Source organism: Micromonospora sp. HUAS YX12 (assembly GCF_040215685.1).
GTDB lineage: Bacteria > Actinomycetota > Actinomycetes > Mycobacteriales > Micromonosporaceae > Micromonospora > Micromonospora tulbaghiae.
Genome location: NZ_CP157974.1, coordinates 2920378 through 2932803, shown reverse-complemented (window position 1 = coordinate 2932803; position 12426 = coordinate 2920378). Strand labels below are relative to the sequence as shown.

The 12426-nt window shown below is 72.4% G+C and carries 16 protein-coding genes and 1 tRNA gene; 7 read left to right on the top strand and 10 right to left on the bottom strand.

Going from position 1 to position 12426, the window contains the following annotated elements:
• Positions 1-104 precede the first annotated feature (104 nt).
• On the top strand, positions 105-506 hold the full coding sequence (locus ABIH81_RS14290; protein WP_281606520.1) for a rhodanese-like domain-containing protein: 402 nt from the start codon (positions 105-107) through the stop codon (positions 504-506).
• Here the strand turns inward: ABIH81_RS14290 and ABIH81_RS14285 are convergent.
• From ABIH81_RS14285 to ssb, 3 genes are all read right to left on the bottom strand, one after another.
• Positions 500-2044, bottom strand: coding sequence for a cobyric acid synthase (locus ABIH81_RS14285; RefSeq protein WP_349880727.1), 1545 nt, complete (start codon positions 2042-2044; stop codon positions 500-502). The two genes, ABIH81_RS14290 and ABIH81_RS14285, sit on opposite strands and share 7 nt — an antisense overlap.
• Positions 2041-3075 (bottom strand): cobalamin biosynthesis protein, encoded by a 1035-nt coding sequence (locus ABIH81_RS14280; protein WP_349881101.1) that lies wholly within the window; start codon positions 3073-3075, stop codon positions 2041-2043. The genes ABIH81_RS14285 and ABIH81_RS14280 overlap by 4 nt, the downstream gene beginning before the upstream one ends.
• Before the next feature lie 104 nt (positions 3076-3179).
• Entirely contained in the window at positions 3180-4064 is an 885-nt protein-coding gene (gene ssb, locus ABIH81_RS14275; RefSeq protein ID WP_349880726.1) for a single-stranded DNA-binding protein, read from the bottom strand.
• A 285-nt stretch (positions 4065-4349) separates the two neighbouring features.
• Here ssb and ABIH81_RS14270 point away from each other — a divergent pair, with 285 nt between their 5' ends.
• Both ABIH81_RS14270 and ABIH81_RS14265 read left to right on the top strand, forming a co-directional pair.
• Positions 4350-4760 (top strand): HPF/RaiA family ribosome-associated protein, encoded by a 411-nt coding sequence (locus ABIH81_RS14270; RefSeq protein WP_349880725.1) that lies wholly within the window; start codon positions 4350-4352, stop codon positions 4758-4760.
• A gap of 145 nt (positions 4761-4905) precedes the next feature.
• Complete coding sequence (locus ABIH81_RS14265; protein WP_349880723.1) at positions 4906-5922, top strand: alpha/beta hydrolase; 1017 nt, start codon at positions 4906-4908, stop codon at positions 5920-5922.
• 64 nt (positions 5923-5986) lie between these two features.
• On the opposite strand, the gene ABIH81_RS14260 is transcribed toward ABIH81_RS14265, so the two are convergent.
• Positions 5987-6721 carry a hypothetical protein gene (locus ABIH81_RS14260; protein ID WP_349880722.1) on the bottom strand — a complete coding sequence of 245 codons (735 nt, stop codon included), beginning with the start codon at positions 6719-6721 and terminating at the stop codon, positions 5987-5989.
• A gap of 170 nt (positions 6722-6891) precedes the next feature.
• Here ABIH81_RS14260 and ABIH81_RS14255 point away from each other — a divergent pair.
• Positions 6892-6964 (top strand) — tRNA-Arg (locus ABIH81_RS14255).
• A gap of 74 nt (positions 6965-7038) precedes the next feature.
• On the opposite strand, the gene ABIH81_RS14250 is transcribed toward ABIH81_RS14255, so the two are convergent.
• Positions 7039-7392, bottom strand: a complete 354-nt coding sequence (locus ABIH81_RS14250; protein ID WP_349880721.1) for a hypothetical protein — start codon at positions 7390-7392, stop codon at positions 7039-7041.
• Positions 7393-7552: 160 nt separating this feature from the next.
• Positions 7553-7735, bottom strand: coding sequence for a hypothetical protein (locus tag ABIH81_RS14245; RefSeq protein ID WP_349880720.1), 183 nt, complete (start codon positions 7733-7735; stop codon positions 7553-7555).
• 220 nt (positions 7736-7955) lie between these two features.
• On the opposite strand from ABIH81_RS14245, the gene ABIH81_RS14240 reads away from it, so the two are divergent.
• Positions 7956-8180 (top strand): winged helix-turn-helix domain-containing protein, encoded by a 225-nt coding sequence (locus ABIH81_RS14240; protein ID WP_067314750.1) that lies wholly within the window; start codon positions 7956-7958, stop codon positions 8178-8180.
• A gap of 10 nt (positions 8181-8190) precedes the next feature.
• A complete protein-coding gene (locus ABIH81_RS14235) occupies positions 8191-8907 on the top strand; it encodes a TIGR02391 family protein (protein WP_349880719.1) in 717 nt (238 codons plus the stop codon).
• A gap of 164 nt (positions 8908-9071) precedes the next feature.
• On the opposite strand, the gene ABIH81_RS14230 is transcribed toward ABIH81_RS14235, so the two are convergent.
• Positions 9072-9611 carry a hypothetical protein gene (locus tag ABIH81_RS14230; RefSeq protein ID WP_349880717.1) on the bottom strand — a complete coding sequence of 180 codons (540 nt, stop codon included), beginning with the start codon at positions 9609-9611 and terminating at the stop codon, positions 9072-9074.
• Between the two features lie 149 nt (positions 9612-9760).
• On the opposite strand from ABIH81_RS14230, the gene ABIH81_RS14225 reads away from it, so the two are divergent.
• Positions 9761-10228, top strand: a complete 468-nt coding sequence (locus tag ABIH81_RS14225; RefSeq protein WP_349880716.1) for an NUDIX domain-containing protein — start codon at positions 9761-9763, stop codon at positions 10226-10228.
• A 61-nt stretch (positions 10229-10289) separates the two neighbouring features.
• On the opposite strand, the gene ABIH81_RS14220 is transcribed toward ABIH81_RS14225, so the two are convergent.
• Genes ABIH81_RS14220 through ABIH81_RS14210 form a run of 3 tightly spaced genes read right to left on the bottom strand, consistent with a single transcriptional unit; the run spans position 10290 to position 12307 of the window.
• Entirely contained in the window at positions 10290-10826 is a 537-nt protein-coding gene (locus ABIH81_RS14220; RefSeq protein ID WP_349880715.1) for a barstar family protein, read from the bottom strand.
• A 26-nt stretch (positions 10827-10852) separates the two neighbouring features.
• A complete protein-coding gene (locus tag ABIH81_RS14215; protein ID WP_349880714.1) occupies positions 10853-11407 on the bottom strand; it encodes a GrpB family protein in 555 nt (184 codons plus the stop codon).
• Positions 11408-11455: 48 nt separating this feature from the next.
• On the bottom strand, positions 11456-12307 hold the full coding sequence (locus ABIH81_RS14210) for an aminopeptidase (RefSeq protein ID WP_349880713.1): 852 nt from the start codon (positions 12305-12307) through the stop codon (positions 11456-11458).
• Positions 12308-12426: the final 119 nt, after the last annotated feature.

Below are 12426 nucleotides of genomic sequence, written 5' to 3'. Positions count from 1 at the left end.
GACGCTAACGTTCCCCCGTCCGCTGGAAACTGCGACCCGGGCGGACCTTTCACCGAGCGGTGGCGCGGCGCGCTGGGCATGATCGGGGGGTGCTCCATGACGTGATGTGTCCGGGCGTCGACGCCCTCCTGGAACAGGCCCGCGCCGGTCTCCGCCGGCTCACCCCGCACGAGACCGTCGAGGCGGTCCGTGGCGGCGCGCTGCTGATCGACACGCGTACCGAGGCGCAGCGCCGCGAGGAGGGTGAGCTGCCCGGCGCGATCGTCATCGACCGCACGGTGCTGGAGTGGCGGCTCGACCCGGCCAGCGCGTGGCGCATCCCGGAGGCCACCGGGTACGACCGCGAGATCATCGTGGTGTGCCGTGAGGGGTACAGCTCAAGCCTGGCCGCCGCCAGCCTCCAGACGCTGGGGCTGCGGCAGGCCACCGACATGATCGGCGGGGTGCAGGGCTGGCGGGAGGCCGGGCTGCCGATGTCCGACCGCCCGGCCGACGTGCGCTACTGAGCCGGTGGCGCGCCGGGTGGCACGAACGGCAGTCCCGGCGGTGGGCCGGACTCGATGAGCCGCCACAGCGCGTCCGTGTCGAGATGCTCCTCCACCAGGTCGCCCAGCAGGTCCAGCGTCCGCTCCCGGGCCGCCGCGAAGGACGTGTCCGGCGCGACCTTGAAGCCGGTCCGCCCGGCCGCCTCCGCGACCTCGGTCAGGAACCGGCGGCGGAACGCGTCCGAGGAGAAGGCGCCGTGCCAGTGCGTGCCGTACACGGTGCCGAGGCGCGCGCCCTCGCCGGTGCCGTCGGAGTAGCGCAGCAGCGGCGCAAGGCCCGGGTCGGCGGCCGAGACCCGGCCGTGGTGGATCTCGTAGCCGTGCACCGGCACGTCGCCGGCGGCGGTGCCCTCGGCCCGGCGGACCGTCTTGCGGGGCTCGAAGGTGATCTCGACGGGCAGCAGCCCGAGGCCGGGTACGGTGCCCCGGCGGCTCTCCACCGCATCGTGGATCGCCCGGCCCAGCATCTGGAAGCCCCCGCAGATGCCGAGCAGCGGCCGTCCGGCGGCGGCGTGCGCCCGGACCGCGTCGGCCAGGCCGGTCTCCCGCAGCCAGGCCAGGTCGGCGACTGTCGACTTGGTGCCGGGGAGCACCACCAGGTCGGCGGCGGCCAGTTCGGCCGGCTCGACGGTGAGGCGTACCCGCACACCCGGCTCGGTGGCCAGGGCCTCCACGTCGGTGGCGTTGCTGATCCGGGGCAGCCGGACCACGGCGACGTCGAGCCAGTCGGTGCCCCGGGGCGCGGGCGGGCGGCCGAGCACCCGCCCGTACGCGAGCGAGTCCTCCGCGTCCAGCCACAGGTCCAGCGCCCAGGGCACCACCCCGTACGCCGGGCGGCCGGTGACCCGGCGCAACATGTCCAGCCCCGGCTGGAGCAGGCCACGGTCACCCCGGAACTTGTTCACGACGAACCCGGCCACGAGCGCCTGGTCGGCCGCGTCGAGCAGGGCGACGGTGCCGAACATCGAGGCGAACACGCCGCCCCTGTCGATGTCGCCGACCACGATCGTGGGCAGCCCGGCCTGCCGCGCCAGGCCCATGTTCACGTAGTCGCCGTCGCGCAGGTTGATCTCGGCGGGGCTGCCCGCGCCCTCGCAGATCACCACGTCGTACTCGGCCCGCAGCTCGGCCAGCGCCGCGTACGCCGTGGTGGCGAGCCGGGACCGCACCTCGTGGTAGTTGCCGGCGGTGACCGTGTCGACCGCCTCACCGAGCAGCACGACCTGGCTGGCGTGGTCGCTGCCCGGCTTGAGCAGCACCGGGTTGAAGCGCAGGTCGGCTTCGAGTCCGCAGGCGGCGGCCTGCATCGCCTGGGCGCGGCCCAGTTCGCCGCCGCGACCGTCCGGGCCGACCACCACGGCGGAGTTGTTCGACATGTTCTGCGCCTTGAACGGGGCGACCCGCACACCCCGGCGGCGCAGCCAGCGGCAGATGCCGGCGGTGAGCACGCTCTTGCCGGCGTCGGAGGTGGTGCCGGCGACCAGCAGCCCGCCGCTCACCGCCCGCTCCCCCGGTGCCCGCTGCCCGCCTCGGCCGCGCTGCCCGAGGCGCGAGCCGCACGGACGAGGACGCCCAGCGCGGTCCGCCCGGCGGCCCCGGCCAGGCGGCCGACTGTCACCGGATAGAGCGCGGCCAGGCCGAGCGCGGCCACACCCACCGCGCCGGAGATCCGGGCGGCCCGCTTCAGGTGCCGCGCCTCGGGGCGAGGGCCGTCACCGAGGAAGGGCCGGGTCTCGGCGCGGCCGAAGTAGACGTTGCGCCCGCCGAGCCGGACGCCGAGCGCGCCCGCCATCGCCGCCTCGCACTGACCGGCGTTCGGGCTCGGGTGGTCGGCCCGGTCCCGCCGCCACACGTGCCAGGCGGCGGCGCGGTCCCCGTGTGCCAGCGGCGCGACGGCCACCGTGAGCAGCCCGGTGAGCCGGGACGGCACCAGGTTCAGCGCGTCGTCCAGCCGGGCCGCCGGGGTGCCGAAGCGGGCGTACCGGGGCGAGCGGTGGCCGACCATCGCGTCGAGCGTGTTCGCCGCCCGGTAGCCGAGCAGCCCGGGCAGGCCCGCGACCGCACCCCAGACCAGCGGGGCGACCACGGCGTCCGAGGTGTTCTCGGCGACCGATTCGACAGTGGCGCGGGCGAGTTCGGGCTCGTCGAGGGCGGACGGGTCGCGCCCGCACAGGTTGCCCAGGCGGGCCCGTGCGGCGGGCAGGTCGGCCCGGCCCAGCGCGCGTGCCATCACCCGGGACTCGTGCCGCAGCGTGCGCCCACCCAGCACCGTCCAGGTGCCGGCGGCCACCAGCGCGGCCCGGGCCACCGGATGGCGGCGGGTCGCCAGCGCGGCGGCGGTGCCGAGCAGGACCGGCGCGCCGACTGCGAGCGCCGTGAACGCGGTGCCGGCGGCCGGGTCGGGGCGGTAGACCCGCCGTTCCAGCGCACCGGCCGCCGTGCCGAAGCCGGCCACCGGATGCCACCGGCGGGGGTCGCCGAGCAGGGCGTCGAGCGCGTAGCCCGCCACCAGCCCGGTCGCGTTCGCCATGGCGGTCGCCTGTCGCACCCGTCACCACCTCCGGCCGGCCAGCCTAGTCGTACCGCGGGGTGGTGACGCCGACGTCACCACCCCGCGCCCCCGTCGACGAAGGGTCAGGCGGGCACCGGGGTACGCCGCCGGCCACGGCGCCCGGAGGTGGTCCCGGCGGCGCCGCCCGGACCCGTGCCGACCGGCTCGACCTCACCCGGTCCGCCGACACCCGGGGCCGTGACCTCACCCAGCTCGTCGTCCCCGACCGGGACCGGCTCGTCGCCCTCCTCGGGGGACAGCTCCTCGTCCTCGGCCGGCCGGCCCGGGCCGGCGCCGGACGGACCGTCCGCCCGCATGCCCGACGGGCCGCCCGACAGACCGGCGGACGGATCGCCGAACCGGGCGTCCCTGCCGGGAACGGGCTCGCCGGGCCGGGTGTCGAACGGGTCGGGCTCGCCCACCCGCTCGACGGTGCCGACCAGCCCGACCCGGCCGCCTCCGTACTCCGGCGGCGGGAAGTCGTCGTCGAAGGGCCGGTCGTCGAACGTGGCCGGGGCCTGCGCGTCGGGCACCGGCTCGGTCGCCTCGCCGTGCACCCGCTGCTCGGCCTCCGCGTCCTCGACCGTGCTGGTGGCCGCGCGGGGCTGGTTGCGCAGGAAGCGGGCCCGGCCCCGGGACAGGTCGTGCCCGACGGCGACCGCCTCCAGCTCGTAGAGCGTGCGGTGGGTGCCCGCCTCGTCGGTCCAGTCCCGGGTGTAGAGGCGCCCGGCGACGATCACCGGATCACCGACCGCCACCGAGGCGGCCACCCCCTCGGCGAGGCGGCGCCAGCAATTGACGCGTACCCGAAGGCTGTTGCCGTCGACCCAGCGACCGCTGTCGCGGTCGAGCCGGCGGGCGGTCGAGGCGACCTTGAAGTTGGCCACCAGCGTTCCGCTCTGTGTGGTCCGGCGCCACTCCGGCGCGGTCAGCACGTTGCCGACGATCGTCACGTACGTATCGAACATCGCCCCTCCCAGGGATCGACTTGTCCCGGTGAGCGTCGGCCGGTCGCCCCGCCCGGGCCACCCGCCGGCCCGGACCTGTGGATGACGAGCCGCCCTGTGGACAACCACCTGATCAAAGCCCCGATCTGCTAGGCCGACCGGCCCTACGTGCCTGACCTGCGTCGGCGCATGATCGAGACGAGCCGGCAAGCAGGCGTTCCGGAATCGCGCCGGTTGGGTAAGTACTTGATCAACCGAGAGAAAGGGAGCTCCCATGCTTCTCCGAGACGTCCGCGAGGCAGCGCGATGAGCGCCGTGGCGAACCCCGCGACCGTGGCCGAGTGCCTGCGGGTCGGCGCCGGGTTCTCCCAGGGGGACCGCAACTGGATCGCCGAGCAGTTCGCGACCCTGGACGCCCGGCTCGCCGGCTTCCACGCCGACGCCACCGAGCTGGAGGTGTCCGTCAAGGATCGCGAGGCCCGGGGCCAGAAGGTGACCCTGGAGTGCTGGATCGCCGGACGGCAGAAGATCGTCACCACCTCGGCCGAGGAGGATCTGCACGCCGCGCTCAACGACGTCCGGGACGACCTGCGCCGCAAGCTCAACGACGCGAAGACCCGGCAGGAGCCGCGCCACAACAAGCACCTGCGCGCCGTCGACCAGCCCGAGGGCGCCCCGTTGCAGGACGCCGAGCGCGAGGACGCCGAGACCGCCTGAAGTCCGGCACGGCCCGCCCGCACGGTGCAGGCGGGCGGGCCGTGCCGTTTGTTAACAAGGGGCCCTTCCTCTACCGGATGCGTTAACAAGGGCCCCCTCCTTACACCCCTACCGCCGGGTAGCAAGGCGGCGTACCGTCGCGGTCGTGGAACCGGACGTGCTGGGCGCCCCCTACGAGCGGCGGACGATCGACCTGGGTACCGACGACGAGGGGCCGGTGGTCGCGACCCTGGTGCGGCGGCGTGCCGATCGCCCCACCGGCCGCGCCGTGCTCTACGTGCACGGCTTCGTCGACTACTTCTTCCAGACCCACGTGGCCGACTTCTTCGCCGAACGGGGCTGGGACTTCTACGCGCTCGACCTGCGCAAGTACGGCCGCAGCCTGCTCCCGCACCAGACCCCGAACTTCTGCCGCGAGCTGGGTGACTACTTCCCCGAGCTGGACGCCGCCGCGGAGATCATCCGCGCCGAGGAGGGCCACGACACCCTGCTCGCCATGGGCCACTCGACCGGGGGCCTGATCATCTCGCTCTGGGCGCACGACCGCCGCGACGCCGGCCTGGTCGACGGCATCGTGCTCAACAGCCCCTTCTTCGACATCAACGCGCCCTGGATGGTGCGCCGGCCCCTCGCGGCCGCCGTCTCCCGCCTGGGCCGCAGGGCGCCGCAGCGTGTGCTGCCGTTCGGGCTGGGCACGGTGTACGGCGAGAGCCTGCACGCCGACCACCGGGGCGAGTGGCGGTACGACCTGGCCTGGAAGCCGCTCGCCGGGTTCCCGGTCCGGGCCGGCTGGATCAACGCGATCCGCGCCGGTCAGCGCCGACTGCGGGCCGGGCTGGACATCCCGGTGCCGGTGCTGCTCGCCTGCTCCACGCGCAGCTTCCGGGGCACGAAGTGGCACGACAGCGCCACCGGCGCCGACGCCGTGCTCGACGTCGAGCACATGGTGCGCTGGGCGCCCCGCCTCGGCCGGCACATCACGCTCGCCCGCTTCGACGGCGGGCTGCACGACCTCACGCTGTCCAGTCCCGGCGTACGCGAGAAGGTCTTCGCGGAGGTCGGACGGTGGGCGGAGGGATTCCTGCGCGCCGGGCCGACCGAGCCGGAGCCCACGACACCGCCGGCCCCGCGGCGGCCGGCCGACGCGGCCGCCGAGGGCTGAGGCCGGTCCGTCCCGCCGCCGGGACGCCCGGCCCAGTCGGCCGTCCCGCCGCCGGACGGCCGGTTCAGTCGGCGACGACCGCCGTGAGCGCGGCGCGGACCCGGTCGAAGGTGGCGATCGGATGGCCACCGGCCTGCGGCGGCAGCACCACGCCGAGGCAGCGCAACGCCGGTCCGCCGTCCGGCCCGGCCTCGACCGCGAACACCGGCGCGCCCACGTAGCCTGCGGGCAGCTCCGTGGTGACCCGCACCTCGCCGCCGTCCCGGGCGACCCGCTCGACGACCGCCTCCAACGGCCGCGCCCCGCCGTCGCCGACGCCCAGGGCCAGCACGAACGCCGACGCGGGCGCCGCGCCGATCCGGGCGACCGAGTCGGCCGGCGCGGCCACCGCCTCGGTGACATGCTGGGTACGCCAGCGCCAGCCCCGGTCGTCGGCCCAGCCGTGCAGACCGCCGGTCGGCATCGCGGCGAGCCCCAGTTCCGGCAGGTGCAGCCAGTGGTCGGCGAAACCGGGCAGGTCGATCGGCTCGTCCGCCCCTTCGGCCGGGTCGGTGACGCTCGGCCGCAACCCGATCTCGCCGTACGCGCGGTCGGTGAGCGCGTCGGCGGTGAGCAGCCACTCGTGCGCGACCTCGCCGTCGTCGGTGGCGCCGACCAGCTCGCTGTAGAAGAAGGCGGTGCCGAGGACGCCGGGCGGTGTGTCCGGGCCGTCCGAGCCGGTGAGGGGCAGGATGGCCCGTCCGAGGAGCTGACACAGCTCGAAGACGATCTCGTTCTCGGTTTCCTGGTCGAGCAGCATCCGACGAGGGTACGGATCGTGTCCCGCCCGGCCCGCGCCGGACCCGCCGCAACTGTGGTGCCGGTCCGGGCCCCGGCGTGGGACGCTGAGGGGCGGAACGGACGCGCCGACCCGTACCCCCGGACACGCGGGGAGCGGCGGTACCCTCTTGGCGCGACGACCGTCGGCGCGCGCCCGTAGCTCAGCGGATAGAGCAGGGGACTTCTAATCCCAAGGCCGCAGGTTCGAATCCTGCCGGGCGCACCTATATCTGCCAGGAGAAACACCTCTAACCGCTGATCTTCGACCCGCCCCGGACCCACCTCGGCCCCACCGAGTCACCCGTGGCCAGCCGCACGCCGAGCCGGCGTCGCCCGGCGCTGCAGGGTGGCCGGCACCCCGGCGGGGCGGCGATCTTGGCGCACGTTCGGGATGGCAGCCGACCGGGTCGGCCTACGGGGCGTGGGCGCGGGGCGCTGTATCTGTAGCCCGGCAGGCTGCACGAAGATCGAACGCCGGGCCACCGCGTCGCCCTTGGCGTCCAGTTGGTACACATCGAGCCAGCACCACCCGTCGTAAGTGATCCAGTCGAGCACCCGGATGACTCGGCACATGATCGGCTTGATGAACTGCACGCTGGCCGCGCGGGTCACGTGCACCAGCTCGCCGGCCTTCGGTAGCTGCGGGCTCATCGGGGATCACCGGCCAGCCGCCAAGCGAGCAGCCCGCCCCGCGCTGCCGCATAGCGCGGGCACCAGCCGTCCGGGCAACAGCGGTGACAGGGCTTCACGCGGTGGTCAGCGATCACGAACCAGGCCACCTCGACCAGGAACGGCACCTGGCGGCTCTCGATCACGGCTCACCGCCGGGCCAGTGCCCACGGTTGATCGGGATGCGGTGGCGGGCTCGGCAGGGCAGTTCCCCGCCGCAGCGGCACACCCTGCGCCAGCGCTTCCAACTCCAGACCGGTCGGTGCCGGCGGGCCAGCGTCAGCGCGGTGGCCAGCAGGTAGTCGTCATAGCGGATCCGGTTCATCAGCACTCCAGGCGGTCAGGCCACGGTGGACCGTCAGGGCGACGGGATCCACGCCGCCCTGACGGGGCTGACCTTCGTTTGCCGAACCAAGGGCAGCCACAGAGCAAGCTACGTCACTATCTGACGTAGGTAAAGCCACGGCGCGTGATTCTCTTGCATCACTTGCTGACGATGGTTAGGGCATGGTCAGATGGCAGGGCCGAACCAAGGGAACGAAGCCATGCCCTCTGCACCTGCTGAATATCGACGCATTGCCGACGAACTCACCACGAAGATCAAGAGCGGCGAGCTCACGCCGGGGACGAAGCTGCCCAGCACGAGTGAGCTTGCCGACCAGTTCAACGTCAGCCCAGCCACCGCGTACCGCGCCGTCTCGCTCCTGCACGACCGGGACTTGGTCGTGGGGCAGCCGGGACGCGGGGTCTATGTCGCAGGGGAGAAGTAGGCTCGCGTCCATGCGCCCTGCTGTCGCCATCGAGGAGCTCAAGAGGCTGAAAGAGGAAGCTTCCCAGGCCACCTTCTTCGCCCGTCGCGACGGATTCGAGTCATGGAAGGCTCAGACCAGGGCGGTCTTCGTCCGCTCTCTAGGGGCCGACAACCATCTGATCGAGCGCTTCGACAAGATCCGGTATGGACTGAGCGTCTACAGCTCAAGCACTCCCCGATCCTCCTTCGACCAAGCTCGGCAAGGAGGCGTCCGAAGGGGTTGTGAGCTGATTGACGCGGCCATCTGGGAGCTCGGCCTCGTGGGCGGCGACGAGCCGGTGGACGAGCATGCGTACGACCCTGACTTGTGGGCGCACGTGAAGACCCAGGTCGAAGATGGCGAGTGGGAGAAGGTTGCTAGTCAGACGGCCATCTTTGTGGAGAACCGGATCCGCGGCTGGACGGGGAGCCCCACCGACGTCAAGGGCAACAACCTGGTCGGCAAGCAGCTCTACTCGGAGGTGCTCGGGGACGCCAGCGACTACCGGCTCGGCCGGCAGGCCAGCGAGCGGGAGGGGTGGCGGGCGCACGGTGTCGGCTTCGCCCAAGCGCTCAGCAACGTTGACCGGCACCGCATCCAGACCCGGGATGACGCCAAGCGGTACGCCCTCGGCGTGCTCGGCCTCGGGAGCCTGCTGCTGACGCAACTCCGGTACGAGCACAGCGACATCCTCAAGACCGAGTAACCGGACAGAACTCGGGGCCATCTACCAGCAAGGTAGACGGCCCCGAGTCACATGCTCATCAGGCGAGGCGGATGAGCTCCCACGTCACGGCCTGACCGTTGCGCACCACCCTCCGCTCTGCTCGGCGGCTCGTCAGACCGATTCGGGGGCAGAGGGCCACACGGCTACTCAAGCATTGACCTGTAGCGTTCACCAGCGTCGCTGATCGGGCGGTAGTGCTCGTCGGCCGCAGCTGCATGCAGCGCGGCCAAGAGCTCGTCTGCGGGCGGCAGATCGAGTGCTTCCCGGAGGCGACCCCGTTCCATGTCGAGCTGCGGCCAGTCAGCGCGAAGGTCGTGGTCGGCCTGGACCAGCCAGTCCCGCAGCTGGCTGCCGTCATCACCGAACGGTTTCGCGGTCGCGTCGTGGAGGCTGGGCAGCCCGACGACGAGTGCCAGCGCGTCACGCATGGACATGGCGATCAGTCCGCCTTCGCCCTCCGACCCGACGTACACGACTGGTCGTCGACCACCTGAACCGGTCAGCATGAATGCTCCGCCGGAGGCGTCCCCCGCGATCATCTCAAGGAATTCACCGCCAGCTAGGTGAACCGGCTCGACCGGACCGGATGCCGCCCGGGCGACGTCGAAGTCGAACCGCGCCAACAGGGCGACGACCCATGGCGTAGTGCGGATTTGATCCAGCAGAGCGCGATCGGATTGCACGTCGGCGACGCTACCGCCCCGAGTCGACGGGGCAGTATCTCGTCCCGCCCACCATGGTCCGATTGCGAGGGCCCGGCAAGTGCCTCAGCGACAGGCCGTTTCCGTGCGGATCCGGCCGTGGATGCGGACGCAGGGACTACCCTGCCCAGATGGCCGTCTCGTCGTACGTCGCCCGGCTGCGGGCGGTGATCGGCCACGAGTTGATCCAGATGCCGTCGGTCTCGGTCATCGTCGTCGACGACCGCGCGCGGATCCTGCTGGTACGTCACGCCGAGGACGGAAACGGGTGGGCGGTGCCCGGCGGTGCGGTCGATGTCGGAGAATCCCCGGCCCAGGCGGCCGTGCGTGAGATCCGGGAGGAGATCGGCGTTCAGATCAGCCGGCCGCGGCTGCTGGACGTGCTCGGCGGCCCGGACTACGAGGTGGCCTACCCGAACGGCGACCGGGTCGCCTACGTCACCGCGGTCTACCAGGCAACCATCGCCGACGGAGAGCCGATCCCCGACCACGAGGAGATCAGCGAGCTGGACTGGTTCACCCCACCGCAGCTAGCCGATGCCGACCTCAACCGCTTCTCCCGGGCTCTGCTGCGGGCCACCGGCCACCTGGCCGGTTGACGGCGACCGCTCCTCGCCGGCCGCTCCGGCGCCGACGGCCGACGGGAAGGCAGCTTCCCGGTCAGTCCGGTCGGCGGTCGGCGTCCGCCCACTCCGCGTCGTTCCAGAGCGCGGGGACCGCGCCGACCTGCTGGAACCGGATCTGCGGGTCGTCGCTCTGCACGAGACACATGAGACGGCGGCCGATCAGGCTTGCGCGCCGGGAGTGACGCGCCATGGTGTCCAGCACGATCTGGGCGGACCTCGGGCAGTGCGTGGCGAACGTGTCGTAGCCGGTGAACACGAGGACGAGGCCGGCCGCCTCGGGCGACCACCCGTACTCCTGTCTCACGACGTCACGCATGCAGTCGTTCAGGGCATCGAGGTTGTGCCCGTAGTAGCCGGGGAACCCCAGCACGGCCGCCATGTCCCGGTGCATGGCCTCCTCGGTGGTCCAGCCCGAGGCGTCCAGCGGGGTGACCTGGTAGCCGTGGTCGCGCAGCCACCCGGTCGTCCGGTCCAGGATCGACGTGCGCCAGAAGAGGGTCACCGGCGTATTGCTCATGAGGCGGAAGGCCAGATCTCCACTGAGATCGGCCTCCGCGTCGAAGGCAGCCACGACCGGGACAGTACAGCCATCCAGATCTAGTCCTCTGCCGACTGGCGCCCGGCGAATCGGCTCCACCGCCGGGCCTCGGCCGACAACTGCGTGAAGACTGCCTCCTTCGCCGCGCCGTACTGGGCCCGGCTGTGGGGATGCAGCTCGGCTGCACGCCTCTTTGCCGCCTCGTAGCGACGGGCAGCGTCTGGAGTGGCCGCGATGTAGGCGCGAAAGAGCCGGTTCGCCTGCGGCACCAGCGACCTGGCGCCAAAGACGTGCAGGTGGTGACTTCGCTTCCCAGCCGTGTCCTTCGCGAAGAACAAGTGGTCATCGTCGTCGGGGAAGGCCATCGGACGATAGATGTATCCGAGCTGTTCGAGTGGCCGGAGGTCGGCGACGACCACATCTACCTCGGGTACGACCACCAGGATGTCGATGATGGGTTTGGCAGCCAGTCCGGGAACGCTGGTGGAACCGAAATGCTCGATGCTCAGCGCGTCGGGCAGCGCCTCCGACAACAGCCGTTGTTCGACCTTGAATCGCGCGGGCCAGGCCGGGTCGTAGGGCACCACCTCGACTACAGGCGCGTCGTCGCTCACGTCGGCCACCGTAGACCCGACCGTTCGCGAACGAGGGCCGCCGATGGTCTAGGGACGACCGGTCTCGCCGGAAGCGCGCAGTGCGCCGATGACCGCCAGCCCCACGCCGCCGAGAGCGACAGCCATCTCGACGGCCGAGGAAACCTCGAGAGCACTTGCCGCCGGAGCGCTGGTGCTCACCATGATCCCCGTTTGCAGGAAGGCGTCTTCGGCGGGCTCGACCAGGGTCCACCAGGTCGCCCACATGGAGGCGAGAGCCGAGCAGGCTCCCACGGCGACCAGCGTCAGCAGGATCATCCCGGTCGGGAGGAGCCCGCGTCGGTCGCTCCGCCATCCGGACAACGCGAGCACCCCGGCGGTGACGAGCACGGCGAGCAACCCCGGCCACACCGCGGCGAACAGGTCGAGCAGCGGCGGTTCGTCGGGCGTCGACGCCACGCTCAGCCCGCACCAGACGAGCGCGGCCAGCGCCAGGACCGTCGTCACCACACCATGCCGCCCGCCGCGTGCCGGCAGCGCCGACACGGCGACCGCGAGCAGGAGTACGCCGAGAACGAGACCCCACGCGATGAGCCGCTGCCGGTCCATGCCGTCCTGCCAGCGCTCCAGCAGGTACGCCCTCGCCGCCGCCTGGCCCCGTGCCGGCTCTCCCGCGTCCGTCCCCCATCCCCGATGCCAGAGCAGGTTCGCCGCCGCTAGCAGGGCGAGCAGCCCGGCACCGGCGGCGACGCTCCACCTCACCCGGGGCGCGCTGGAGGCCGTGAGCGCGTGGCCGCACAGTGCCGCCAGCGTGACCACGGCCCACAGAAGCGACGCCTCCCGCATGGCTAGCAGTGCGGCTCCGACCGACAGCAGGCCGGCCACGACCGCGGTGACTCGCAGACCCGACGACAAGCGCATGGCGGAGAGAGTGGCACAGCAATCCTGGCCGCGATGACCCGCCGGTTTCGTCGGTGGCCTCGGGCATGATCGCGTACGCCGCCGGGCGGTGGCGGCCGACGAGCGGGATCACCGGGAGG